At 59.8% G+C, this 25,475-nt stretch carries 19 protein-coding genes; 16 read left to right on the top strand and 3 right to left on the bottom strand.

Going from position 1 to position 25,475, the window contains the following annotated elements:
• Positions 1-39 precede the first annotated feature (39 nt).
• The 11 genes from HU773_RS25435 to HU773_RS25485 all read left to right on the top strand — a co-directional run bounded on the left by HU773_RS25435 (position 40) and on the right by HU773_RS25485 (position 14,268).
• Positions 40-2,826 carry an LPS-assembly protein LptD gene (locus HU773_RS25435; RefSeq protein WP_186625885.1) on the top strand — a complete coding sequence of 929 codons (2,787 nt, stop codon included), beginning with the start codon at positions 40-42 and terminating at the stop codon, positions 2,824-2,826.
• Entirely contained in the window at positions 2,807-4,141 is a 1,335-nt protein-coding gene (locus HU773_RS25440) for a peptidylprolyl isomerase (protein ID WP_169960149.1), read from the top strand. Before HU773_RS25435 ends, HU773_RS25440 begins: the two co-directional genes overlap by 20 nt.
• Positions 4,138-5,127 carry a 4-hydroxythreonine-4-phosphate dehydrogenase PdxA gene (gene pdxA / locus HU773_RS25445; protein WP_186625884.1) on the top strand — a complete coding sequence of 330 codons (990 nt, stop codon included), beginning with the start codon at positions 4,138-4,140 and terminating at the stop codon, positions 5,125-5,127. The genes HU773_RS25440 and pdxA overlap by 4 nt, the downstream gene beginning before the upstream one ends.
• Positions 5,124-5,936: a 16S rRNA (adenine(1518)-N(6)/adenine(1519)-N(6))-dimethyltransferase RsmA gene (gene rsmA, locus HU773_RS25450; protein WP_057440316.1), complete on the top strand. Its 813-nt coding sequence runs from the start codon at positions 5,124-5,126 to the stop codon at positions 5,934-5,936. Before pdxA ends, rsmA begins: the two co-directional genes overlap by 4 nt.
• A gap of 277 nt (positions 5,937-6,213) precedes the next feature.
• Positions 6,214-6,594, top strand: coding sequence for a Co2+/Mg2+ efflux facilitator ApaG/CorD (gene apaG / locus HU773_RS25455; RefSeq protein ID WP_057960789.1), 381 nt, complete (start codon positions 6,214-6,216; stop codon positions 6,592-6,594).
• The gene (locus HU773_RS25460; protein WP_057440314.1) at positions 6,594-7,445 is read left to right on the top strand and encodes a symmetrical bis(5'-nucleosyl)-tetraphosphatase; all 852 of its coding nucleotides are present in this window, start codon (positions 6,594-6,596) and stop codon (positions 7,443-7,445) included. Before apaG ends, HU773_RS25460 begins: the two co-directional genes overlap by 1 nt.
• A 32-nt stretch (positions 7,446-7,477) precedes the next feature.
• Positions 7,478-7,807: a thiosulfate sulfurtransferase GlpE gene (gene glpE / locus HU773_RS25465; protein ID WP_120734237.1), complete on the top strand. Its 330-nt coding sequence runs from the start codon at positions 7,478-7,480 to the stop codon at positions 7,805-7,807.
• Positions 7,808-8,090: 283 nt separating this feature from the next.
• Positions 8,091-10,013, top strand: a complete 1,923-nt coding sequence (locus HU773_RS25470; protein ID WP_120734238.1) for a PrkA family serine protein kinase — start codon at positions 8,091-8,093, stop codon at positions 10,011-10,013.
• Positions 10,014-10,126: 113 nt separating this feature from the next.
• The gene (locus tag HU773_RS25475; protein ID WP_057444302.1) at positions 10,127-11,398 is read left to right on the top strand and encodes a YeaH/YhbH family protein; all 1,272 of its coding nucleotides are present in this window, start codon (positions 10,127-10,129) and stop codon (positions 11,396-11,398) included.
• On the top strand, positions 11,395-12,957 hold the full coding sequence (locus tag HU773_RS25480; protein WP_057960791.1) for a SpoVR family protein: 1,563 nt from the start codon (positions 11,395-11,397) through the stop codon (positions 12,955-12,957). Before HU773_RS25475 ends, HU773_RS25480 begins: the two co-directional genes overlap by 4 nt.
• Before the next feature lie 63 nt (positions 12,958-13,020).
• The gene (locus HU773_RS25485; protein ID WP_186625883.1) at positions 13,021-14,268 is read left to right on the top strand and encodes a multifunctional CCA addition/repair protein; all 1,248 of its coding nucleotides are present in this window, start codon (positions 13,021-13,023) and stop codon (positions 14,266-14,268) included.
• Positions 14,269-14,281: 13 nt separating this feature from the next.
• On the opposite strand, the gene folK is transcribed toward HU773_RS25485, so the two are convergent.
• Together folK and folB are read right to left on the bottom strand one after the other, a co-directional pair.
• Entirely contained in the window at positions 14,282-14,800 is a 519-nt protein-coding gene (folK, locus tag HU773_RS25490; RefSeq protein ID WP_057960793.1) for a 2-amino-4-hydroxy-6-hydroxymethyldihydropteridine diphosphokinase, read from the bottom strand.
• Positions 14,791-15,144 (bottom strand): dihydroneopterin aldolase, encoded by a 354-nt coding sequence (gene folB / locus HU773_RS25495; protein WP_057440310.1) that lies wholly within the window; start codon positions 15,142-15,144, stop codon positions 14,791-14,793. Before folB ends, folK begins: the two co-directional genes overlap by 10 nt.
• Before the next feature lie 74 nt (positions 15,145-15,218).
• Here folB and plsY point away from each other — a divergent pair, with 74 nt between their 5' ends.
• Positions 15,219-15,788: a glycerol-3-phosphate 1-O-acyltransferase PlsY gene (gene plsY, locus HU773_RS25500; RefSeq protein WP_057960794.1), complete on the top strand. Its 570-nt coding sequence runs from the start codon at positions 15,219-15,221 to the stop codon at positions 15,786-15,788.
• Positions 15,789-15,821: 33 nt separating this feature from the next.
• Here plsY and tsaD read toward each other — a convergent pair whose 3' ends face one another.
• Positions 15,822-16,847, bottom strand: coding sequence for a tRNA (adenosine(37)-N6)-threonylcarbamoyltransferase complex transferase subunit TsaD (gene tsaD / locus HU773_RS25505; RefSeq protein WP_057960795.1), 1,026 nt, complete (start codon positions 16,845-16,847; stop codon positions 15,822-15,824).
• 203 nt (positions 16,848-17,050) lie between these two features.
• Between tsaD and rpsU the strand changes: the two genes are divergently transcribed.
• The 4 genes from rpsU to HU773_RS25525 all read left to right on the top strand — a co-directional run bounded on the left by rpsU (position 17,051) and on the right by HU773_RS25525 (position 25,468).
• Positions 17,051-17,266 (top strand): 30S ribosomal protein S21, encoded by a 216-nt coding sequence (rpsU, locus tag HU773_RS25510; RefSeq protein WP_002551877.1) that lies wholly within the window; start codon positions 17,051-17,053, stop codon positions 17,264-17,266.
• 445 nt (positions 17,267-17,711) lie between these two features.
• Positions 17,712-19,682, top strand: a complete 1,971-nt coding sequence (gene dnaG, locus HU773_RS25515) for a DNA primase (protein WP_186625882.1) — start codon at positions 17,712-17,714, stop codon at positions 19,680-19,682.
• 67 nt (positions 19,683-19,749) lie between these two features.
• Complete coding sequence (gene rpoD, locus HU773_RS25520) at positions 19,750-21,600, top strand: RNA polymerase sigma factor RpoD (protein WP_057444304.1); 1,851 nt, start codon at positions 19,750-19,752, stop codon at positions 21,598-21,600.
• 124 nt (positions 21,601-21,724) lie between these two features.
• Positions 21,725-25,468: a bifunctional diguanylate cyclase/phosphodiesterase gene (locus HU773_RS25525; protein WP_186625881.1), complete on the top strand. Its 3,744-nt coding sequence runs from the start codon at positions 21,725-21,727 to the stop codon at positions 25,466-25,468.
• Positions 25,469-25,475 lie beyond the last annotated feature (7 nt).

Consider the following 25,475-nt stretch of genomic DNA (forward strand, 5'->3'; position numbering starts at 1 on the left):
CCGCGGGCAGATGGCACGCAGGAAGCCCGGACTAATAAGATGGCATTGAAATCCCCCGCGTTTCGTAGAAAATTTCCGTTGCTGGTAACCGGCAGTCTGCTGGCCATGCAACCCTTCGCCACCTCATTCGTGGTCGCCGCGGAACAGTATGACTGCTCAGTCTCTGCTTCGGGTGCCTGGGATTGCGCGCCGAAAGCCAGCGCAGCCCCTTTACCACCGCGCCCGGTGCATGACGGCAGTGCCGTCAGCTCGGCCAACGGCACGCCGCAAGGCGAAGCTGCTGGTGCCGAAGCCGTGCCGCAGACCAAGCTGGTCACCGAATCCAAGGGCCGTGGCCTGCGTTCGCGCAGCGCTGACTACAGCCACCTGGACTGGGTCCCTCGAGAAAACCTCACCGCAGCGCAACTGGCCGAAACCGGTCCTTATTGCGCCGGTGCGTACATCGAGCCGCCCCGTCCTGGCATGAACGACAAGACCGACAAGAGCGACGCACCGACCTTCATCGGTGCCAAGGCCTCTCGTTACGAGCAGGAAACCCAGGTCGCCACCCTGGCCGGTGACGTGGTCATGCGCCAAGGCAGCATGCAGGTCGAGGCCCAAGAGGCCAGCCTGTACCAGGCCGAGAACCGTGGCGAGCTGAACGGCAATGTGCGCATGCGCGACAATGGCGCGCTGATCGTCGGCGACCATGCCCAGGTCCAACTGGACACCGGCGCCGCGCAGATCGACAACGCCGAATACGTGATGCACAAATCGCGCATCCGTGGTAACGCGCTGTACGCCAAGCGTGCCGAAAACGCGATCATCCGCCTCAAGGACGGTACCTACACCACCTGCGAGCCAGACAGCAATGCCTGGCAGCTGCGCGGTAACAACATCACGTTGAACCCGGCCACCGGCTTCGGTACGGCGACCAACGCGACGTTGCGGGTCAAGAACATCCCGATCCTGTACACCCCGTACATCTACTTCCCGATTGACGATCGTCGTCAATCCGGCTTCCTGCCGCCGAGCTTCAGCTCGGGTGGGGAAAGTGGCTTCACGCTGGTGACACCGTACTACTTCAACCTGGCGCCGAATTACGATGCCACGTTGTACCCGCAATACATGACCAAGCGCGGCATGTTGATGGAAGGCGAGTTCCGCTACCTCACCAAGTCCAGCGAAGGTCAGTTCGGCGGTGCGTATCTGAACGATGACAGCGACGAACGCAAGAAGCAGAGCGATTACGACAAAACCCGCTATATGCTCAATTGGCAGCACAAAGGCGGGTTGGATTCGCGTTTATTGACTGAGATCGACTACACCAAGATCAGCGATCCGTTCTACTTCCAGGATCTGAAGTCCAATCAGATTGGCGTGGAGACTCGTGAATTCGTCAACCAGCAAGGTAGTGTCAGCTATCGCGGAGACAGCTATAAAGCCAGGTTGAATCTGCAAGCCTACGAGCTGGCGACGATCTCGCAGATTACTCCGTATGATCGATTGCCACAGATTACCTTCACGGGTTCATTGCCTTACAACCCTGGCGGGCTGCACTTTGATTATGACGCCGAGGCCGTCCGGTTTGATCGGGATCTGAGGACTGGCAATATCTTCAATAAAGATGGTGGCCCCCTCCCCAATGGCGAACCGCGCCTGGACGAAAACGTAAACGGACTGACCCGAGCAAACGGCACGCGGTTGAATGTAGCACCAAGCATATCGTTGCCGATGAACTGGAGTTACGGCTTCGTCACGCCGAAGCTCAAGTACGCCTACACCAAGTACGATCTTGATCTTGACGGCACCGGCAAAAGGGATATGGCTGACGAGGGGCTGAAATTCAAGAGCTCCCAAGACCGCTCCATACCGATCGCCAGCGTCGATAGCGGGCTATTTTTTGACCGCAGCACCCAGTGGTTTGGCAAGAACTACAACCAGACCCTGGAACCACGCCTGTTCTATCTCTATGTACCAGAGAAAGACCAGTCCGATATCCCTGTGTTCGATAGCAGCGAAGCCACGTTCAGCTACAACTCGCTGTTTCGCGACAACCGCTTCTCGGGCAGCGACCGGATCGGTGACGAAAACAAACTGTCCCTGGGCGTGACCAGCCGCTGGATCGAAGAAAACGGCTTTGAGCGTCAGCGCATTTCCGTCGGCCAAGCCCTGTACTTCAAGGATCGCGAAGTACAACTGCCTGGCGTCGTGGCTGCCGACCGCGAAGACTCGCAGTCGGACGTCTCGCCAATCGCCCTGGACTACGAGTTCCGCTTCAACCGCGACTGGCGCGCCACTGCCGATTACAACTGGGACACTGAAAGCCACAGTGCCCGCTCCGGCAGCGCGATGTTCCACTACCAGCCGGAAGACAACCTGAACAAGGTTATCAACGTTGGTTATCGCTATCGCAACGACCAGGTGGTCTACAACCAACTGACCGGTAAATGGCAGTTTGGCGGCAACTACGGAACCGAAGGGCAACCGAACTTCGTGAAGGATTACTACAAAATCCAGCAACACGATTTCTCGATGATGTGGCCGATCGTTCCACAATGGAACCTGATCACCCGCTGGCAGTATGACTATGCACGCAACCGTACCCTGGAAGCCTTTGGTGGCTTCGAGTACGACAACTGCTGCTGGAAACTGCGCGTGATCAACCGTTATTGGGTTTCCAACGACGAATACACCCAGATCGCCCCGCAGAACGAAAAAGGCGACCACGGTCTCTTCCTCCAAATCGTCCTCAAAGGACTCGGCGGCCTGACTGGCGCCAAGGTAGAGAGCTTCCTCGACAAAGGCATCCAAGGTTATCGTGAACGTGAAGATCAAGCTTTCTGATTGTCTGCGCCCGCTGATGCTGGGCGCGCTGTTCCTGGGTACTGCAGCGGCACACGCTGCAGTGCAACCGCTGGACAAGGTGGTGGCCATCGTCGATAACGACGTGATCATGCAGAGCCAACTGGACCAACGGGTCAAGGAAGTTCAGCAAACCATCGCCAAGCGTGGTGGTGGCGTGCCGCCGACCAGCGTCCTGGACCAGCAGGTGCTGGAACGCCTGATCGTCGAAAACCTGCAATTGCAGATTGGCGACCGCTCCGGCATCCGCATCACCGACGAAGAACTGAACCAGGCCGTCGGCACCATCGCTCAACGCAACAACATGAGCATTGATCAGTTTCGTGCGGCCCTGGCCCGTGACGGTTTGTCCTATGAGGACGCCCGTGACCAGATCCGCCGCGAAATGATCATCAGCCGTGTGCGTCAGCGCCGTGTGGCCGAACGTGTGCAGGTATCGGAGCAGGAAGTGAAGAACTTCCTGGCCTCGGACCTGGGCAAGATGCAGCTCTCCGAAGAACTGCACCTGGCCAATATCCTGATCCCGACACCGGACAGCGCCAACGCCGAGCAACTCAATGCCGCAGCGGCCAAGACCCAGGCGATCTATGACCGTCTCAAGGCCGGCGCCGACTTTGCCCAGATGGCCATCGCCCAGTCCGGCAGCGACAACGCTCTCGAAGGCGGCGACATGGGCTGGCGTAAAGCTGCTCAATTGCCACCGCCGTTTGACCGTGAGCTGAGCGCCATGGAAGTAGGTGGCATCACCCAGCCTGCGCGCACCCCTGGCGGCTTCATCATTCTGAAGTTGCTGGAACGCCGCGGCGGTGAAACTTCGTTGAAAGACGAAGTGCATGTTCGCCATATCCTGGTCAAGCCAAGCGAAATCCGCACCGAGGCTCAAACCAAGGAACTGGCGCAAAAGATCTATGAGCGCATCGAAGGCGGTGAAGACTTCGCCACCCTGGCCAAAAGCTTCTCGGAAGACCCGGGTTCTGCCCTCAACGGCGGCGACCTGAACTGGATCGACCCACGAGCCCTGGTGCCCGAGTTCCAGCAAGTCATGAACGATACGCCCCAAGGCGTGCTGTCCAAGCCGTTCAAGACCCAATACGGTTGGCATGTCCTGGAAGTCCTTGGCCGCCGCGCCACCGACAACACCAGCCAGGCCCGTGAGCAGCAAGCACTGACCGTATTGCGGAACCGCAAATACGACGAAGAGCTGCAAACCTGGCTGCGTCAGATCCGTGACGAAGCCTACGTGGAAAACAAGCTTCCTGGCGCCGACACAACAGGCACCGACCAGGCAGTCCAGTGAAACCCCAGCGTTTCGCATTGACACCCGGCGAGCCGGCCGGCATAGGTCCAGACCTGTGCCTGCTGCTCGCCGCGCAAGCCCAGCCTCACCCCCTGATTGCCATTACCAGCCGCGACCTGCTCCTTGAGCGGGCCGCGCAACTGGGCGTGGCTGTCGACTTGCTGCCCGTTTCGCCGGGCAACTGGCCCGACCAGCCGGCACCTGCCAATAGCTTGTACGTGTGGGACACCCCGCTGCAGGCCAAGGTGGTCGCCGGGCAACTGGACAAGGCCAACGCTGCCTTCGTCCTGGAGACTCTGACCCGGGCCGGACAAGGCTGCATCGACGGCGACTTCGCCGGGATGATCACTGCGCCCGTGCATAAAGGCGTGATCAACGAAGCCGGCATCGCCTTTTCCGGGCATACCGAGTTTCTCGCAGAACTGACCCACACCGAACAAGTGGTGATGATGCTGGCAACCCGCGGCCTGCGCGTGGCACTGGTGACCACTCACCTGCCCTTGCGCCAGATTGCCGATGCCATTACCCCCGAGCGCCTGGAGCGTGTAACGCGCATCCTGCACGCTGACCTGCAACAAAAATTCGGCATCGCCCAGCCGCGAATCCTGGTGTGTGGCCTCAACCCCCATGCGGGTGAAGGTGGCCACCTGGGCCATGAAGAAATCGACATTATCGAACCGACACTAGAGCGCCTGCGCCAAGACGGCATGGACCTGCGTGGCCCATTGCCTGCGGACACTCTGTTTACCCCCAAATATCTGGAGCACTGCGATGCAGTGCTGGCGATGTACCATGACCAGGGGCTGCCCGTGCTGAAATACAAAGGTTTCGGCGCCGCAGTCAACGTGACGCTGGGCCTGCCGATCATCCGCACCTCCGTCGACCATGGCACCGCCCTGGACCTGGCGGGCAGCGGCAAGATCGATACCGGCAGCCTGCACGTGGCCCTGGAAACCGCCTATCAGATGGCCGAGACCCGTATATGACCGAGCATTACCAACACCGGGCGCGCAAGCGCTTCGGGCAAAACTTCCTGCACGATGCCGGCGTTATCGACCGCATCCTGCGCTCCATCCATGCCAAGCCCGAAGACCGCCTGCTGGAAATCGGCCCGGGCCAGGGCGCACTGACCCAGGGCCTGCTCAATAGCGGCGGCCAACTGGATGTGGTTGAGCTGGACAAGGACCTGATCCCGATCCTCAACCAGCAATTCGCTGGCATGCCCAACTTCAACCTGCACCAGGGCGACGCGCTGAAGTTTGACTTCACCAGCCTCAATGCCGCCCCCAACAGCCTGCGCGTGGTCGGCAACTTGCCGTACAACATCTCCACGCCACTGATCTTTCACCTGCTGAACAACGCAGGGATCATCCGCGACATGCATTTCATGTTGCAGAAGGAAGTGGTCGAGCGCTTGGCCGCCGGCCCTGGCGGCGGTGATTGGGGTCGCCTGTCGATCATGGTCCAGTACCACTGCCGGGTCGAGCACCTGTTCAATGTCGGGCCGGGCGCGTTCAATCCACCACCGAAAGTCGATTCGGCGATTGTGCGTCTGGTGCCCCACGCGGTCCTTCCTCATCCGGCCAAGGATCATCGCCTGCTGGAGCGGGTAGTGCGTGAAGCGTTCAACCAGCGCCGCAAGACCCTGCGCAATACACTCAAGGCATTGCTGAGCAACGCCGAGATCGAAGCCGCCGGTGTCGACGGCAGCCTGCGCCCGGAGCAGTTGGACCTGGCCGCGTTTGTACGTCTGGCGGACCAGCTAGCTATCCAGCCAGCGCCGACGGCGGAATAAGCCGCAGAGGCTTGATGCAATGCGATCCACATGTGGGAGTAGGCTTGCCAGCTCCCACACTTGTTTTTGCTGGCCCCACTCCCAGCGCCCGCCGCAGTTCCAATGTGTGCGGGCTTGCCAGCTCCCACATTTGCGCAGCGCGACACTGGTAGCGCTTCGTCATCTGCCAGGACGGCATCGTTTACCAAGCCAGACACATGTCTGGCCTAGTGCCCTCCTCATGGCCTAGACTGATCCGCATCTGCTGTCCTCCGCTTTTGCTCTTAAGGCCTCTTGCATGTCCGATCCTCGCTATCAGATCGACGTCAGCGTCGTCACCCGCTTCCTGGCGGAACAATCGCAACCTGAACAGAACCGCTTTGCCTTTGCCTACACCGTCACGGTGAAGAACAACGGCCAGGTGGCCGCCAAGCTGCTGTCGCGCCATTGGGTCATCACCGACGGCGACGGCCATGTCGAGGAAGTGCGCGGTGCGGGTGTCATCGGCCAACAGCCACTGATCGACAGCGGCGCCAGCCACACCTACAGCAGCGGCACCGTGATGACCTCCAAGGTCGGCACGATGCAAGGCAGCTATCAAATGCTTGCCGAAGACGGCAAACACTTCGACGCCATCATCGCCCCCTTCCGCCTGGCGGTACCGGGAGCCCTGCACTGATGGCGACCTATGCTGTCGGCGACCTGCAAGGCTGCCTGGAGCCGCTCAAATGCCTGCTTGACCGTGTAGCCTTCGACCCAGCCCAAGATCGTCTGTGGCTGGTGGGCGATCTGGTCAACCGTGGCCCGCAATCCCTGGAAACCCTGCGCTTTCTTTATGGCATGCGCGACGCCCTGGTGTGCGTGCTGGGCAACCATGACCTGCACCTGCTGGCGGTCGGCAATAACATCGAGCGCCTGAAAAAGGGCGATACCCTGCGCGAAATCCTCGAAGCTCCGGATCGCGCCGAGTTGCTGGACTGGCTGCGCCGGCAAAAGCTCGTGCACTACGACGAGGGCCGCAATACCGCCCTGGTGCATGCGGGCATCCCACCGCAGTGGAGCCTGAAAAAAGCCCTTAAATGTGCTGCCGAGGTTGAAACCGCCCTGGCCGATGACACGCTGTTCGCCACCTACCTGGACGGCATGTACGGCAATGAGCCAGTGAAGTGGGATAACGATCTGACCGGCGTTGCCCGCCTACGGGTCATTACCAACTACTTCACGCGCATGCGCTTTTGCACCGCCGAAGGCAAACTCGACCTCAAGAGCAAGGAAGGCGCCGAAACCGCCCTGCCCGGCTACAAGCCCTGGTTTACCCACAAGGAGCGCAAGACCCGCGAAACGAAGATCATCTTCGGTCACTGGGCCGCCCTTGAAGGTCACTGCGACGAGCCTGGGGTATTTGCCCTCGACACCGGGTGTGTCTGGGGCGGAGCCATGACCCTGATGAACATCGACACCGGCGAGCGCCTGAGCTGCCAGTGTGAATCCCCCCTTCCCGTTACACTGCCGGCTGCCGCCAAGCGCTAGACGCCGCTTGCCGCCCGCCCAAGGAGCCCGCCATGAGCGAATTCAAACGTATCCCTCCCGAACAAGCCCAGGCCCTGCGTGAGCAAGGCGCCTTGGTGGTGGATATCCGTGATCCCCAGACTTACGCCCTGAACCACATCAAGGGCGCACAGCACCTGGACAACCACAACATTGCCGATTTCATCCGCGCCGCCGACCTCGACGCGCCAGTGATCGTGGCCTGCTATCACGGCAACTCCAGCCAGAGCGCGGCGGCCTATCTGGTCAGCCAGGGGTTCTCCGATGTCTACAGCCTGGACGGCGGCTTTGAGCTGTGGCGTACGACGTATCCTGCGGAAACTGCCACAGGCGATTCGCAATAATTTTTTTCAAACCCCGCTACCCCGCGTGACGCTTGGGCTCGCGCCGTTTCTGAGAAACGGCGCACCCAAACTAATTAGGCATCTCGCCTTGACCTCCCGTATTCCCAACTATCATTAAGCGCAGGCCATCCAAAACAGGGGAGAGCCGGTACACCGGCGTGCGGGTCATCGGTAGCGTTTCAGGGTGTTCTGGGGGGAAATGGCCACGGCAAACGCCGCTGGCTGCCAGCATCGACTGATTGATCCGGCGTCGGCTCCACGTATCGAGCGAGGTGACGACGTCATGAGTATTTTTAGCCACTTCCAACAACGCTTCGAGTCCACCCAGCAGGAAGAACTCACGCTGCAGGAGTATCTTGAGCTGTGCAAAAAGGACCGCAGCACCTATGCGTCTGCCGCCGAGCGCCTGCTACTGGCGATTGGCGAACCGGAGCTGGTAGACACCTCCAACAACTCGCGGCTGTCGCGAATATTCTCCAACAAGGTGATCCGCCGCTACCCGGCCTTTGAAGACTTCCATGGCATGGAAGAATGCATCGACCAGATCGTCTCCTACTTCCGCCATGCCGCCCAGGGCCTGGAAGAGAAGAAACAGATTCTCTACCTGCTCGGCCCCGTGGGCGGCGGTAAATCTTCCCTGGCCGAAAAGCTCAAGCAACTGATCGAAAAGGTGCCCTTCTACGCGATCAAGGGCTCTCCGGTGTTCGAATCGCCCTTGGGCCTGTTCAACGCCACAGAAGATGGCGCGATCCTCGAAGAAGACTTCGGCATCCCACGGCGCTATCTCAACACCATCATGTCGCCCTGGGCCACCAAGCGCCTGACCGAGTTCGGCGGCGATATCAGCCAGTTCCGGGTGGTGAAGCTCTATCCGTCGATTCTCAACCAGATCGGCGTCGCCAAGACCGAACCGGGGGATGAAAACAACCAGGATATTTCTGCGCTGGTGGGCAAGGTGGATATCCGCAAGCTGGAGGAGTTCCCGCAGAACGACGCCGATGCCTACAGCTACTCGGGCGCACTGTGCCGGGCCAACCAGGGCCTGATGGAGTTCGTGGAGATGTTCAAGGCGCCGATCAAGGTGCTGCACCCACTGCTCACCGCCACCCAGGAAGGCAACTACAACAGTACCGAAGGCCTCGGGGCGATTCCGTTCACTGGCATCCTGCTGGCCCACTCCAACGAATCGGAGTGGCACACCTTCCGCAACAACAAGAACAACGAAGCCTTCATCGACCGGATCTATATCGTCAAGGTGCCGTACTGCCTGCGGGTCAGCGATGAAATCAAGATCTACGACAAATTGCTGTTCAACAGTTCCCTGGCCAAGGCCCATTGCGCGCCAGACACCCTGAAGATGCTCGCCCAGTTCACGGTGCTGTCGCGTCTCAAGGAGCCGGAAAACTCGAATATCTACTCGAAAATGCGCGTCTACGACGGGGAGAACCTCAAGGACACCGATCCCAAGGCCAAGTCGATCCAGGAATACCGCGACACGGCGGGCGTCGATGAGGGCATGAATGGCCTGTCGACCCGCTTCGCCTTCAAGATCCTGTCCAAGGTCTTCAACTTCGACCCCCATGAGATCGCCGCCAACCCGGTACACCTGCTCTATGTACTGGAGCAGCAGATCGAACAAGAGCAGTTCCAGGCTGAAACCCGCGAGCGTTACCTGCGTTTTCTCAAAGAGTACCTGGCGCCGCGCTATATCGAGTTCATCGGCAAGGAGATCCAGACCGCCTACCTGGAGTCCTACAGCGAATACGGCCAGAACATTTTCGACCGCTATGTGCTGTACGCCGACTTCTGGATTCAGGATCAGGAATACCGCGACCCCGAAACCGGCGAGATCCTCAACCGCGTAGCCCTCAACGAAGAGCTGGAGAAGATCGAAAAACCGGCCGGCATCAGCAATCCGAAGGATTTCCGCAACGAAATCGTCAACTTCGTACTGCGCGCCCGGGCCAACAACAACGGCAAGAACCCGACCTGGCTCAGCTACGAGAAGCTGCGGGTGGTCATCGAGAAAAAAATGTTTTCCAACACCGAGGATCTGCTGCCGGTCATCAGCTTCAACGCCAAGGCCAGCAAGGAGGACCAGCAAAAACACAACGACTTCGTCACACGAATGGTCGAGCGCGGCTACACCGACAAACAGGTACGGCTGCTCTCCGAGTGGTACCTGCGGGTGCGCAAATCGCAGTAAGGCAGCGACAGGCGTGCGCTGCCGGGCCCCTGGCCTGGCAGTTGACCGCTTGTCTCTAAGCTTCCAGCTCGCGGCTTGAAGCTTGTAACGTGAAGCTGCCCGGAGGGCTCCCTATGAGCTATGTGATCGACCGACGCCTCAATGGCAAGAACAAGAGCACGGTAAACCGCCAGCGGTTCCTGCGGCGTTACCGTGACCACATCAAAAAGGCCGTCGAAGAGGCGGTGAGTCGCCGCTCCATTACCGATATGGAGCACGGCGAGCAGATCAGCATTCCCGGCCGGGACATCGACGAACCGGTGCTGCATCACGGCCGCGGCGGCAAACAGACCGTGGTTCATCCGGGAAACAAGGAATTCACCACTGGCGAGCATATCCAGCGCCCTCAGGGCGGTGGCGGCGGCAAAGGCCCAGGCAAGGCCGGCAACTCCGGCGAAGGCATGGATGAGTTCGTGTTCCAGATTACCCAGGAGGAATTCCTCGAATTCATGTTCGAGGACCTGGAGCTGCCCAACCTGGTCAAGCGCAACCTGACCGGCACTGACACCTTCAAGACCGTGCGCGCCGGTATCAGCAACGAGGGCAACCCCTCGCGCATCAATATCATCCGCACCCTGCGTTCGGCCCATGCACGGCGTATCGCCCTGTCTGGCAGCAGCCGCGCCAAACTGAGGGAAGCCAAGGAAGAATTGGCGCGCTTGAAGCGCGAAGAGCCGGACAACTTCGGCGATATCCAGGAAATAGAAGCAGAAATCGAGAAACTCAGCGCGCGTATCCACCGCGTGCCGTTCCTCGACACCTTCGACTTGAAATACAACCTACTGGTCAAGCAACCCAACCCCAGCTCCAAGGCGGTGATGTTCTGCCTGATGGACGTTTCCGGCTCCATGACCCAGGCGACCAAGGACATCGCCAAGCGCTTCTTTATTCTGCTGTACCTGTTTCTCAAGCGTAACTACGACAAGATCGACGTGGTGTTTATCCGCCATCACACCAGCGCCCGCGAGGTCGACGAGGAAGAGTTTTTCTATTCGCGGGAGACCGGCGGCACCATCGTGTCCAGTGCGCTGAAGCTGATGCAGGAAATCATGGCTGAGCGCTACCCAGCCAACGAATGGAACATCTACGCGGCCCAGGCTTCCGACGGCGACAACTGGAACGACGACTCGCCCATCTGCCGCGACATCCTGATCAACCAGATCATGCCGTTCGTGCAGTACTACACTTATGTGGAGATTACCCCCCGCGAGCACCAGGCCCTGTGGTTTGAATACGAGCGCATCGGTGAAGCCTTCGCCGATACCTTCGCCCAGCAACAACTGGTCTCGGCCGGCGATATCTATCCGGTCTTCCGTGAACTCTTCCAGCGCAGGTTAGTGACATGACCGCCAAAGAGCATAAGCGCCAACCCATTTCCACGGGGTCCGAATGGACCTTCGAACTGATCCAGGCCTATGACCGGGAAATCAGCCGCATTGCGGCCGGTTATGCCCTGGATACCTATCCCAACCAGATCGAAGTGATCACCGCCGAACAGATGATGGACGCGTATGCCTCGGTGGGCATGCCCCTGGGCTATCACCATTGGTCCTACGGCAAGCACTTCCTCAGCACCGAGAAGTCCTACAGCCGTGGTCAGATGGGCCTGGCCTACGAAATCGTGATCAACTCCGACCCGTGCATCGCCTACCTGATGGAAGAAAACACCATCTGCATGCAGGCACTGGTGGTGGCCCACGCGTGCTACGGCCACAACAGTTTCTTCAAGGGCAACTATCTGTTCCGCACCTGGACCGACGCCAGTTCGATCATTGATTACCTGGTGTTCGCCAAGCAGTACATCATGCAATGCGAGGAGCGCCACGGGATCGACGCCGTGGAAGACCTGCTCGACTCCTGCCATGCCTTGATGAACTACGGGGTAGACCGCTACAAACGCCCTTACCCCATTTCCGCCGAAGAGGAACGGCTGCGGCAGAAGGACCGTGAAGAGCATCTGCAAAAGCAGATCAACGACTTGTGGCGCACCATCCCCAAGCGCGCCGACAAGAACAGCGACAAAGACAATGCACGCTTCCCCAGCGAACCCCAGGAAAACATCCTGTACTTCCTGGAAAAGCACGCCCCGTTGCTGGAGCCGTGGCAACGGGAGATCGTGCGGATCGTGCGCAAGATCGCCCAGTATTTCTACCCCCAGCGCCAGACCCAGGTGATGAACGAAGGCTGGGCTACGTTCTGGCATTACACCCTGATAAACGACCTCTACGACGAAGGGCTGGTGACCGACGGTTTCATGATGGAGTTCCTCACCTCCCATACCAGCGTGGTCTTCCAGCCAGGCTTCGACAGCCCCTACTACAGCGGCATCAACCCTTATGCCCTGGGCTTTGCCATGTACCGGGATATCCGGCGCATGTGCGAACACCCGACCGAGGAAGATCGCCGCTGGTTCCCGGAGATCGCCGGCAGCGACTGGCTATCGACCCTCAAGTTCGCCATGAGCAGCTTCAAGGATGAGAGCTTTATCCTGCAGTACCTGTCGCCCCAGGTGATTCGTGATCTCAAGCTGTTCAGCATTATGGATGACGACCTCAAGGACGACCTGCTGGTACCTGCCATTCACGACGAAGCCGGTTACCGCACCATCCGCGAGACCCTGGCGGCCCAGTACAACCTGGGCAACCGCGAGCCCAACGTGCAGATCTACAGCATCGATATGCGCGGCGACCGCTCCCTGACCCTGCGCCACCAGCAGCACGACCGCAAACCCCTGGGCGAATCCACGGATGAAGTGCTCAAGCACCTGCACCGGCTATGGGGTTTTGATATCCATCTGGAGACGCTGCAAGGCGACCAGATCATGAAAACCCACCATGTTCCGCCGCGCAACGAACACAACGACAACGACTACGGCCGCCTGGACCTGGCCGTGGTTCACCTTTGATGCAGCAATGCCTCCATTGGCCTGGCACAGGCGTTATCCTGTAGGGCTAATGGAGGCTTTTTCATGCAAATCTACAAAGTCGGCGGAGCGGTACGTGATCGCTTGCTGGGCATTCCCGTTACCGATGTCGATCGGGTCGTCGTAGGCGCCACCACCGAAGAAATGCTCGCCCTGGGCTATCGGCCTGTAGGCTCTGATTTTCCGGTGTTCCTGGACCCGAAAAACAACGAGGAGTACGCCCTCGCCCGTACCGAGCGCAAGAGCGGCCGGGGGTATGGCGGCTTTGTGTTTCATGCCAGCCCTGAAGTCACCCTCGAACAAGACTTGATCCGTCGCGACCTGACCATCAACGCCATGGCTGAAGACGACGACGGCAACCTGACCGATCCCTATCATGGCCAACGCGATCTGCAAGCCCGAGTGTTGCGCCACGTTTCCCCGGCGTTCGCCGAAGATCCCTTACGTGTGTTGCGGGTGGCACGGTTTGCCGCACGTTATGCCAGCCTCGGTTTCACTGTCGCCCCCGAAACCCTGGAACTGATGCGCCAACTCAGTGACTCTGGCGAACTGGATGCCCTGACCCCGGAGCGCAGTTGGAAGGAAATTTCCCGGGCGCTGATGGAAGATCAACCCCAGGTGTTTATCCAGGTGCTGCGCGACTGCCACGCCCTGAAAACCTTGCTGCCGGAAGTGGACGCGCTGTTCGGTGTACCCCAACCCGAAGCCCACCATCCGGAAATTGATACCGGCATCCATACCCTGAGCGTGCTGGAACAGGCAGCCCTCCACGCCCAACCCTTGACTGTGCGCTGGGCTTGCCTGCTGCATGATCTGGGCAAGGGCCTGACCCCTGTGGATAAGTTGCCCCGGCATATTGCTCACGAGCAGCGGGGCCTGAAGCTGATCAGAGCGGTCAATGAACGCTTCAAAGTACCGAAGGATTGCCAGGAACTGGCACTTTTGGTTGGCGAGTATCACACCCACGGCCATCGCGCCCTGGAGCTGAAAGCCTCGACCCTGCTGGAGTTGCTGCAGAGTTTTGACGTATTCCGCCGACCACAGCGTTTTGAAGAGTTTGTTGTCGCCTGCGAAATGGACGCACGGGGCCGCAAGGGCCTTGAGCAGCGAAGTTATCCACAGGCGGATTATTTACGCGGTGCTGCGCGGGTAGCACGGGGGGTGGCGGCGGCGCCATTGCTGGAGAAAGGCTTCAAGGGCCCGGAACTGGGTGAGGCTCTCAAGCGTGAGCGGCTCAAAGCCCTGAAAGCCTACAAAGAACACCATTCACTGCAGGAGCGGGGGGACGCCTAGTGCTTGCCCGCGCCTACAGAAGAGCGTCCGGGGTCAGTTGCCGGTCGCGCCATTTGAAGGCAACCGGGGCCAGCACCTGCTCAATCTGTGCATCCCGCCACAGCACGGCAAATGTCTTGCCCACTTCAGGATGCACACGCTCCGGCGCCATCAACGACAGCGGCCACAGCACAAAGGCGTTCTTCAGGATCTCTGCGCGCGGCAACACCAGCCCATCGAAATTCCCTGTCAGGTCGCCATACAGCAGCACATCAATATCCAGGGGCAAGCCCTTGCGATCCGGCGCGTAACGGCCATTGTCAGCCTCGATGACCTTCAACCTGCGGTCCAACTCCATCAACGACAGATCGGTATACGCCGACACCACCAGGTTGAAAAACGGCCCACTCTTGATCCCCACCGGCTGGCTTTCGAACACGGCGGAACAACGCATATCGGTCAAAAAGCCATCTAACGCCTCAAGCCCCGCCTGCAAATGGGGCTCGCGCTCGATATTACTGCCAAGACCAAGGTAAACCTGAGTTAGCGACATCCGCGCTCGATCTCCACGCCCACGCCCTTGGCGGCCGGGACGGCACCGGGCTTGGTCAACTTGAGGTGCAGCCAGGGGATCTGGAACTCCTCCATCAAGACTTGCGCCAGGCGCTCGGCGAACGTTTCCACCAGTTGGAACTGCGCCTGCTCGGCAAACGCCTGGATGCGGGTGCAAACACTGGCGTAATCGAGGGCCAGGGTCAGGTCATCACCAGCTGCGGCGGGGCGATTGTCCCAGGCGAAACTCAGGTCCAGGCGCAGGCACTGACGGATACCGCGCTCCCAGTCGTAGGCCCCGATTACGGTGTCAACTTCCAGGCCTTCGATAAACACTCTGTCCAAGCACTCTTCTCCACAGCACGACAAGGGCGCAATGCCCCGTTAGAATCAAGGCGTCCTCGCCCGGAATAGTTAGCATGTCTTGGTTACTGGCGACCCTCGCCTACCTGCTCGGCTCGCTGTCCTTTGCCATCTTGCTCAGCCGCCTGACGGGAAATCCCGACCCGCGAATGAGTGGCTCAGGCAATGCCGGCGCCACCAATATGTTGCGCCTGGCCGGCAAGAAGCTCGCCGTACTCACGCTGCTTGGCGACGTGTGCAAAGGCCTTTTGCCCGTACTGATCGCCGATCTCGCCGGCCTCTCCCTGCAACAACAAGCCTGGATCGGTGTATGCGCCGTCCTCGGCCATCTGTTCCCGCTGTACTTTCGCTTTCGCGGTGGCAAGGGCGTCGCGACGGCGGCCGGCATGCTGCTGGGGATCTACCCACCGGCAGCCCTGCTAGCGGTGGCCGCCTGGCTGCTGACGTTCTACCTGACCCGCACCAGCTCCCTTGCCGCATTGATCGCCACGCCCCTGACCCTGCCATTGCTGGCCTGGCAGGAGCCGGTGGCCCTGCTGCCGATGAGCGTACTCACCCTGCTGATTGTATGGCGCCATCGCGGCAATTTACGCGACCTGTTTGCCGGGCGCGAACGGCATTTTTAAATACGCCGGCTGAACCCGCCTCATGTTCGTCGATCACAACGGCGGCAATTGCTCCATCGGCCAACGCGCCTGCACGCTGATGGCCAGGCTTTCATGCTGGCCAGCCTGCAATCGCTGGCAACCGGCGAAGGCGATCATCGCGCCGTTGTCGGTGCAGAACTCGGGGCGAGCGTAAAACACCTCGCCCTTGAGGTCGCCGAGCATTTTTTCCAATGACAGACGCAAGGCCTTGTTGGCGCTGACGCCGCCTGCAATGACCAGGCGCTTCATGCCGGCCTGTTTCAAGGCACGCTTGCACTTGATGGTCAAAGTCTCCACCACCGCCTGCTGGAACGCCAGAGAGATGTCGCAACGGGCTTGCTCGCTGTCGTCCCCGGCGCTGACGCTTTGCTGCCAGGTGTTCAAGGCAAAGGTTTTCAAGCCACTGAAGCTGAACATCAGGCCAGGGCGATCACACATCGGGCGCGGGAAGGTATAGCGCCCGGCCACGCCTTTTTCCGCCAGACGCGCGATTTCCGGACCACCGGGATAATTGAGGTTCATCATCTTGGCGGTCTTGTCGAAAGCCTCGCCGGCAGCATCGTCCAGGGTCTCCCCCAGAAGCGTGTACTGGCCGATTGCATCGACCTGAACCAGCTGCGTATGGCCACCGGAAACCAACAAAGCGACGAACGGGAACCCAGGCGGGTTTTCTTCCAGCATCGGCGCCAGTAAATGGCCTTCCATATGGTGCACGCCGAGGGCTGGAATACCCCAGGCAAACGCCAGCGCCTGGGCGCAGGAGGCCCCAACCAGCAGGGCCCCGACCAATCCCGGGCCGGCGGTATAGGCGATGGCATCAATCTCGGTGGCGACGCAACCGGCCTCGTCCAACACCTGACGAATCAGTGGCAGCATGCGTTTGACGTGATCCCGGCTGGCAAGCTCGGGCACCACGCCGCCGTAGGCCCGGTGCAGGTCGATCTGACTGAACAGCGCATCGGCCAAAAGCCCGCGTTCACTGTCGTAAAGCGCGACGCCGGTCTCGTCGCAGGAGGTTTCTAAGCCCAGTACTAACATGGGTTTGCGCCTTGTAGAGGCTGAATTCGAAGGCGCGCATAATAGTCGCCACTTCCCCTCCCGACTAGCGGTTTTCGATCAGAGGCTTTGCATTCCGGGCAATGAGGGGTTAACATCCGCAACCCTTAAAAACCGACGACCTCAGCCGCGAATTTTTTGCGACGAGAACGTTGATTCCCGGTAATGAAAGAAGGTAGCTCTGGATGCCAGCCGTCAAAGTAAAAGAGAACGAACCCTTCGACGTAGCTCTGCGTCGTTTCAAGCGCTCCTGCGAAAAAGCCGGTGTTCTGGCTGAAGTTCGTAGCCGCGAATTTTATGAGAAGCCAACTTCTGAGCGTAAGCGCAAAGCAGCAGCCGCTGTTAAGCGTCACGCCAAGAAAGTTCAGCGCGAGCAGCGCCGCGCCGTTCGTCTGTACTAATACACAGACGTTCGTAGCAAGCTTCTGCCAAGCCCGGCCCTCAGCCGGGCTGTTGGCATTTGCGGATATCGCTTGATGCTTCACCGTCGACGCCGCACATGCGACCGAGACAAAGCTTCACACGTCAGGACTGGCTCTTTTGCCAGCGGTGCGCGTCTCTTCTGACGAGCCTATCAAGGCTACTGACGAGCACACTTATTTTCCAAGCAGGCGATCAATAGGTCGACTGTGCCCCATGATGAGCTCCCGAGGCCGCACTGGCCGCGACCGGACTCCAGGGCAACACTTTCAAACACGTCGAAGACTGATTGGAACTACCGTCAGTGAACACTCGACAGATACACTTCCTGACAGCCCAAACAGACATTTGATGATCAAGCCGCCAACATGCGCGCCTTGAGTGCGTCACGGGATCTCATTTACACGCAGTGATGACGAGAACGCCATGGCCGGGCTAATTCCCCAGAGCTTTATTGACGACCTTCTGAACCGCACCGACATCGTCGATGTTGTCAGCTCACGCGTGCAAATGAAAAAGGCCGGCAAGAACTACACGGCCTGCTGCCCATTCCACAAAGAAAAGACCCCATCGTTCAGCGTCAGTCCCGACAAGCAGTTCTACTACTGCTTCGGCTGCGGCGCGGGCGGCAACGCCCTCGGCTTTATCATGGACCACGACAACCTGGATTTCCCCCAGGCCGTCGAGGAACTGGCCAAAGCCGCCGGCATGGAAATCCCCCGCGAAGAAAGTGGCCGGCCGCACAAACCACGCCAGCCCACCGACTCGCCGTTGTACCCGCTGCTCACCGCCGCCGCCGAGTTCTACCGCCAGGCCCTGAAAAGCCATCCGCAGCGCAAGGCCGCCGTGGACTACCTCAAGGGCCGCGGCCTGACCGGGGAAATTGCCCGCGACTTCGGCCTGGGCTTCGCCCCGCCGGGCTGGGACAACCTGTACAAGCACCTGAGCAGCGACACCCTGCAGCAAAAAGCCATGATCGACGCCGGCCTCCTGGTGGAAAACGCCGAGACCGGCAAGCGCTATGACCGTTTCCGCGACCGGGTGATGTTCCCGATCCGCGACAGCCGTGGCCGCATCATCGCCTTCGGCGGCCGAGTACTGGGTGACGACAAGCCCAAATACCTGAACTCCCCGGAAACCCCGGTATTTCACAAGGGCCAGGAACTCTACGGCCTGTTTGAAGCGCGCAAGAACAACCGCAACCTCGATGAAATCATCGTGGTTGAAGGTTATATGGACGTGATCGCCCTGGCCCAGCAAGGCCTGCGCAATGCCGTCGCGACTCTCGGCACCGCCACCAGCGAAGAGCACATGAAGCGCCTGTTTCGTGTGGTGCCCAGCGTATTGTTCTGTTTCGACGGCGACCAGGCCGGGCGCAATGCGGCATGGCGTGCCCTCGAGGCCACCCTGTCGAGCCTCCAGGATGGACGCCGCGCACGTTTCCTGTTCCTGCCCGAAGGCGAAGACCCGGACACCCTGGTGCGCTCCGAAGGCACCGACGCGTTTCGCGCGCGCATCCACCAGCACGCACAGCCGCTGGCCGATTATTTTTTCCAGCAATTGACCGAAGAAGCCGATCCGCGCTCCCTCGAAGGCAAGGCCCACATGGCCACCCTCGCAGCACCGCTGATCGACAAGGTGCCCGGCGCCAACCTCAAGGCCCTGATGCGCCAGCGCCTGCTGGAAATCACCGGCCTGAGCGGCGAAGCGGTCAGCCAGCTGGTGCACAGCGCGCCCCAGGACGCGCCACCGGCCTATGACCCGGGCTTCGACTACGATGCCATGCCGGACTACGCTGACGTCCACCAGCCCCAAGAAGCCTTTGTGCCTCAACAGGACTGGACGCCGAAGAAACCCGGCGCCGGCGGCAAGAAATGGGACAAGAAGCCCTGGAGTAAAAACGGCAAGCGCGGCGATCGCGACGAGGCCTACGCCCCGCGCACGCCGGTGGCCGTGGAGGCGCCGACGCTGATTGCCCTGCGCACCCTGATCCACCACCCGCAACTGGCGGGAAAAGTGGAAAGCGCCGAACATTTTGCCAACGAAAGCAACACCTATGCCCAGGTGCTAATTGCCCTGATCGAGGCCGTACAGAAAAATCCTAAGCTAAACTCTATTCAGCTTATGGCTCGCTGGCACGGCACGGAACAAGGCCGCTTGTTGAAGGCTCTCGCGGAAAAGGAGTGGCTAATTGACGGCGATAACCTTGAACAACAGTTTTTAGACACCATTACTAGGTTATCCGCGGGCCAGCACACGCAGACCCTCGATGAACTCATCAAGAGAGCAAGGCAGCCGGGATTGTCGGCTGAAGAGCAAATTCAGATAGCAAAACAGATGCGCGACCTCTTAAAACAGAATGTTTCCGCATCAAACCCGACCTCAGCTGGCGTGTGAGGTCATAGCTCGGGTATAATCCTCGGCTTGTTTTTTGCCCGCCAAGACCTTCAGTGGATAGGGTGTTATGTCCGGAAAAGCGCAACAGCAGTCTCGTATCAAAGATTTGATCCTCCTGGGTCGTGAGCAGAAGTATCTGACTTACGCAGAGGTCAATGACCACCTGCCTGAGGATATTTCAGATCCTGAGCAGGTGGAAGACATCATCCGCATGATTAACGACATGGGGATCCCCGTACACGAGAGTGCTCCGGATGCGGACGCCCTTATGTTGGCCGACTCTGATACCGACGAAGCAGCCGCTGAAGAAGCAGCCGCCGCGTTGGCAGCAGTGGAGACCGACATCGGTCGCACGACTGACCCTGTGCGCATGTATATGCGCGAAATGGGTACGGTAGAGCTCCTGACACGGGAAGGCGAAATCGAAATCGCCAAACGTATCGAGGAAGGCATCCGTGAAGTGATGGGCGCAATTGCGCACTTCCCAGGCACGGTTGACCATATTCTGTCCGAGTACACTCGTGTGACCACCGAAGGTGGCCGCCTGTCCGACGTCCTGAGCGGTTATATCGACCCGGACGACGGCATTACCCCGCCGGCTGCCGAAATACCGCCGCCTGTCGACCCGAAAGCCGTGAAAGCGGACGACGAAACCGACGACGACGAAGCTGAAGCCAGCACCGACGACGACGAAGAAGTCGAAAGCGGTCCGGATCCCATCATCGCAGCCCAGCGCTTTGGCGCGGTCTCCGATCAGATGGAACTGGCGCGCAAGGCCCTGAAGAAGCATGGTCGTGGCAGCAAGCAGGCAACCGCCGAACTGCTGGCCCTGGCTGAGCTGTTTATGCCGATCAAACTGGTACCGAAGCAATTCGAAGGCCTGGTTGAACGGGTTCGTAGCGCCCTTGAGCGTCTGCGTGCACAAGAGCGTGCGATCATGCAGCTCTGTGTCCGTGATGCGCGCATGCCGCGTGCCGACTTCCTGCGCCAGTTCCCGGGCAATGAAGTTGACGAAAGCTGGACCGACGCACTGGCCAAGGGCAAAAGCAAATACGCTGAAGCCATTGGTCGCTTCCAGGCCGACATCGTTCGTTGCCAGCAGAAGCTGACTGCACTGCAGACCGAAACCGGTCTGACGATTGCCGAGATCAAGGACATCAACCGTCGCATGTCGATCGGCGAGGCCAAGGCCCGCCGCGCGAAGAAAGAGATGGTTGAAGCGAACTTGCGTCTGGTGATCTCCATCGCCAAGAAGTACACCAACCGTGGCCTGCAATTCCTCGACCTGATCCAGGAAGGCAACATCGGCTTGATGAAGGCTGTGGACAAGTTCGAATACCGTCGCGGCTACAAGTTCTCGACTTATGCCACCTGGTGGATCCGTCAGGCGATCACTCGCTCGATCGCCGACCAGGCCCGCACCATCCGTATTCCGGTGCACATGATCGAGACCATCAACAAGCTCAACCGTATTTCCCGGCAGATGTTGCAGGAAATGGGTCGTGAACCGACCCCGGAAGAGCTGGGCGAACGCATGGAAATGCCTGAGGATAAAATCCGCAAGGTATTGAAGATCGCTAAAGAGCCGATCTCCATGGAAACCCCGATCGGTGATGACGAAGACTCCCATCTGGGTGACTTCATCGAAGACTCGACCATGCAGTCGCCAATCGATGTCGCCACCGTTGAGAGCCTTAAAGAAGCGACGCGCGACGTACTGTCCGGCCTCACTGCCCGTGAAGCCAAGGTACTGCGCATGCGTTTCGGCATCGACATGAATACCGACCACACCCTTGAGGAAGTCGGTAAGCAGTTTGACGTGACCCGCGAGCGGATCCGTCAGATCGAAGCCAAGGCGCTGCGCAAGTTGCGCCACCCGACGAGAAGCGAGCATTTGCGCTCCTTCCTCGACGAGTGATCACAAAACCCCCAGGCCCAGGCCTGGGGGTTTTGCTTTGTGCAGATTAAATCCTCCCCGCGTCACTCCCCCTCGCAATGCCCGTCTACACTCGAAATATTCCCCGTGCCATAACGAGACCGTTATGCCCAGACTGCCGACCGTGCTACTGCTGTCGCTGCTGACCTGGACCGCGACGGCTGGCGCGTTGACTCTCACAGATGAAGAGCATGGCTGGTTGGCGGACCACCCAGAATTGCGCCTGGGCGTTGATGCCTCGTGGCCGCCGTTTGAATATCGCGATGAAGAAGGTCGCTATCAGGGCCTGGCCGCTGACTATGTGCGGCTGCTCCAGGAACGCCTGGGCATCAAGATCAAGCTGATAGAACCGGCCAACTGGAGCGCATTGCTGGAGCAGGCGCGGAACAACCAGCTCGACCTGTTGCCGGGCATCATGTCCACCCCGGAGCGTCAGGGCTTCCTCGCATTTTCCCGGCCTTACCTCGACTTCCCCATCGTCATTCTCGCCCATGAAGGCGGTGCCCAGCCCCGCTCCCTCAAGGACCTGTATGGCCTGAAGATCGCCGTGGTGGAGAACTATGCCCCCCACGAATTGCTGCGCACCCACCATCCCGACCTGAACCTGGTGGCGATGCCCAATGTCAGCTCGACGTTGCAGGCCCTGGCCACCGATGAGGTGGACGCCGTCGTCGGCGACCTCGCCTCCAGCGTCTGGAGCCTGCGCCAGCTCAAGCTCGACGGCTTGTATGTCAGTGGCGAAACGCCCTATCGCTACCAACTGGCAATGGGCGTGCCTCGAGAGAAAAAACTGCTGATTGGCATTCTGGATAAAGTGCTCGCCGACCTCAGCCCCAGCGAAATTAACGAGATCCAGGAGCACTGGGTCGGCAATGTCATTGATCACCGGGCGTTCTGGGCCGACTTGCTGCTCTACGGCCTGCCTGCCGTGCTGCTATTAAGTACCGTGCTGGCCATCGTCATTCGGATCAACCGCCGGCTCAGTTCGGAAATTTCCCGCCGGGTAGCCCTGGAGCAAAAACTGCGCAGCAGCGAATACCATTACCGCGGGCTGGTAGAGAGCCTCTCCGCCATAGCCTGGGAAGCTGACATCAACGATTTCACCTACAGCTACGTGTCACCCCACGCCGAAGAACTACTGGGCTATCCACGGGCTCACTGGCTGATCCCCGGCTTCTGGCGCAACATCATTCACCCCGCCGACCTGACCCGCGCCGACAGCTTCTGCCAGCAGGAAACCCGCGCCAACCGCGACCACAGCATTGATTACCGGGTGATCACCGCTGACGGCCGCTGCCTGTGGGTCAGGGACATTGTCAGCCTGATCAAGTATGGGCATGAGCCGGTTCTGCGTGGCCTGATGATTGATATCAGCGAAGCCAAGCGCACCGAGGAAGCGTTGCGGCTCTCGCAGGAGAAGTTCGCCTCGGTGTTCCAGCAGTGCCCGGACATCCTGGTAATCGCCCGCCTGTCCGATGGCTGTCTGCTGGAGGTCAACAAAGCATTCGAGGACCAGATTGGCCTGAGCGCCGCAGACGTCATTGGCAAGACCGCTACCGAGCTGAACATCTGGGGTATCCAGGGTGTGGGGCCCAACCTGCTCAAGCGCGTGCAGACCACCAGTATCCGCAACCTGGAGATGCCGTTCCTGCGCAGCAACGGCCAGGCGTTTACCGGGCTGATTTCTGCCGAACCCTTCCAGCTCGATACCACCGCAGCCTTGGTGGTGGTGGTGCGGGATATCACCCAACTGAAGGAAACCCAGCAACTGCTGCAGACTACCGAAGAGAAGTTCGCCAAGGCCTTCCACGCCTCGCCGGACGGCTTGTTACTGACCCGCCAGAGTGATGGCCTGCTGCTGGAAGTCAATGAAGGCTTTAGCCGTATCACCGGGTTCAACAGTGCGATGTCCCTGGACCAATCGACCCTGGACCTGGGCATCTGGGTGGACTTGAACGAACGCAAGCACATGCTCGAGCTGCTGCAGCGCGACGGCCTGGTGCGTGATTTCGTCTGCCATATCCGACGCAGTGACGGGCAGATTCGCCTGTGCGAGGTGTCCAGCCGCCCACTGCCCATCGGTGATGACGATTGCATGCTGACCATCGCCCGCGACATTACCGAACGCCAGTTGATGCAGGAAAAACTGCAACAGGCCGCAACAGTTTTCGAAAGTACCGCCGAAGGCGTATTGATCACCGATACCCGGCAGAACATCAGCGCCGTCAACCGTGCCTTCAGCGAAATCACTGGCTACAGCGAAGCCGAAGCCCTGGGCCACACCCCACGCCTGCTGGCTTCCGGCCTGCACGACAGCGCGTTCTACGCGGCGATGTGGCATCAATTGACCGCCAACGGCCACTGGCAAGGCGAGATCTCCAACCGGCGCAAGAACGGCGAGTTGTATCCCAGCTGGCTGACCATCAGCGCCGTGCGCAATCACGACCAGTCGATCACCCACTTCGTGGCGGTATTTGCCGATATCTCCAGCCTCAAGCACGCCCAGGCACGGCTTGACTACCAGGCGCACCACGACCCACTCACCGGCCTGCCCAACCGCACTCTGTTTGAGAATCGCCTGCAGGCCGCCCTCAATAACCAACAGGAAACCGGCAGCCAGGGCGCGGTGCTGTTTCTCGACCTCGACCGCTTCAAACACATCAACGACAGCCTCGGCCACCCGATTGGCGACCTGCTGCTCAAGGACATTGCCGTGCGCCTCAAGGAGCAGTTGCGCGATATCGACACCGTGGCCCGCCTGGGCGGTGACGAATTCATCATCCTGCTACCCGGCCTGCAACAAGCCAGCGACGCCCAGCACCTGGCCAATAAACTGCTGGCCTGCTTCACCCTGCCCTTCCAGGCGGGCGAGCACGAGTTCTTTATCAGCGCCAGCATCGGCACCAGCTTCTATCCCCAAGATGGCATCGACGTTGCCACCCTGGTCAAAAACGCCGATGCCGCCATGTACCGCTCCAAAGCCAAGGGCCGCAATCGGGTCGAACGCTACACCCAGGACCTCACCGCCCAGGCCAACGAGCGCGTCGCCCTCGAACACGAACTGCGGCGCGCCTTAGAGCGCGAAGAACTGTTTCTGTATTACCAACCCAAGCTGAGCCTGGAGACCCAACAACTGATCGGCGCCGAAGCCCTGATCCGCTGGCGCCACCCGACCTTCGGCGACGTGCCTCCCGAACACTTCATCGCCCTGGCCGAAGAAAACGGCATGATCCTGCAAATCGGCGACTGGGTCCTGGAACAGGCTTGCCGACAACTGCACCAGTGGCGCAAGTCCTATGACTACTTTGGCCCACTCTCCGTCAACCTCGCCGGTGCCCAACTGCGCCATCCCAACCTGCTGGGGCGCATCGAGCAACTGCTCCGGGACAACCACCTGGAGCCAGGGTGCCTGCAACTGGAAATCACCGAAAACTTCATCATGAGCCAGGCCGAAGAAGCCCTGGAAGTGCTGCATAAACTCAAGCGCCTGGGCGTACAGCTGGCCATCGACGACTTCGGCACCGGCTATTCATCCTTAAGCTACCTCAAGCGCCTGCCCCTGGACTTCCTGAAAATCGACCAGTCCTTCGTCCGCGGCCTGCCCGATGACCCCCACGACGCCGCCATCGTGCGCGCCATCATCGCCCTGGGTCACAGCATGCAATTCACCATCATCGCCGAAGGCGTAGAAACCCTCGCCCAACAGGCCTTCCTCACTGACGAAGGCTGCGAACAAATGCAAGGCTACATCGTCAGCCTGCCCCTGCCCCCCGACATATTCGCCGCGACCTTCCTTCACATGACCCATTCGGATTTTTCGGATAGCACAGTGGAGAAACCATCGTTATAATCCGCGA

Origin of the sequence: Pseudomonas shahriarae, assembly GCF_014268455.2 — a bacterium.
In the GTDB taxonomy this organism is placed as follows: domain Bacteria; phylum Pseudomonadota; class Gammaproteobacteria; order Pseudomonadales; family Pseudomonadaceae; genus Aquipseudomonas; species Aquipseudomonas shahriarae.

Excerpts from the sequence above, each read along its gene's own strand:
- HU773_RS25435 (WP_186625885.1), top strand. The coding sequence starts at position 40 with ATGGCATTGAAATCCCCCGCGTTTCGTAGAAAATTTCCGTTGCTGGTA.
- rsmA (WP_057440316.1), top strand. The coding sequence starts at position 5,124 with ATGACCGAGCATTACCAACACCGGGCGCGCAAGCGCTTCGGGCAAAAC.
- apaG (WP_057960789.1), top strand. The coding sequence starts at position 6,214 with ATGTCCGATCCTCGCTATCAGATCGACGTCAGCGTCGTCACCCGCTTC.
- HU773_RS25460 (WP_057440314.1), top strand. The coding sequence starts at position 6,594 with ATGGCGACCTATGCTGTCGGCGACCTGCAAGGCTGCCTGGAGCCGCTC.
- glpE (WP_120734237.1), top strand. The coding sequence starts at position 7,478 with ATGAGCGAATTCAAACGTATCCCTCCCGAACAAGCCCAGGCCCTGCGT.
- HU773_RS25470 (WP_120734238.1), top strand. The coding sequence starts at position 8,091 with ATGAGTATTTTTAGCCACTTCCAACAACGCTTCGAGTCCACCCAGCAG.
- HU773_RS25475 (WP_057444302.1), top strand. The coding sequence starts at position 10,127 with ATGAGCTATGTGATCGACCGACGCCTCAATGGCAAGAACAAGAGCACG.
- HU773_RS25480 (WP_057960791.1), top strand. The coding sequence starts at position 11,395 with ATGACCGCCAAAGAGCATAAGCGCCAACCCATTTCCACGGGGTCCGAA.
- HU773_RS25485 (WP_186625883.1), top strand. The coding sequence starts at position 13,021 with ATGCAAATCTACAAAGTCGGCGGAGCGGTACGTGATCGCTTGCTGGGC.
- folK (WP_057960793.1), bottom strand. The coding sequence starts at position 14,800 with ATGTCGCTAACTCAGGTTTACCTTGGTCTTGGCAGTAATATCGAGCGC.
- plsY (WP_057960794.1), top strand. The coding sequence starts at position 15,219 with ATGTCTTGGTTACTGGCGACCCTCGCCTACCTGCTCGGCTCGCTGTCC.
- tsaD (WP_057960795.1), bottom strand. The coding sequence starts at position 16,847 with ATGTTAGTACTGGGCTTAGAAACCTCCTGCGACGAGACCGGCGTCGCG.
- rpsU (WP_002551877.1), top strand. The coding sequence starts at position 17,051 with ATGCCAGCCGTCAAAGTAAAAGAGAACGAACCCTTCGACGTAGCTCTG.
- dnaG (WP_186625882.1), top strand. The coding sequence starts at position 17,712 with ATGGCCGGGCTAATTCCCCAGAGCTTTATTGACGACCTTCTGAACCGC.
- rpoD (WP_057444304.1), top strand. The coding sequence starts at position 19,750 with ATGTCCGGAAAAGCGCAACAGCAGTCTCGTATCAAAGATTTGATCCTC.
- HU773_RS25525 (WP_186625881.1), top strand. The coding sequence starts at position 21,725 with ATGCCCAGACTGCCGACCGTGCTACTGCTGTCGCTGCTGACCTGGACC.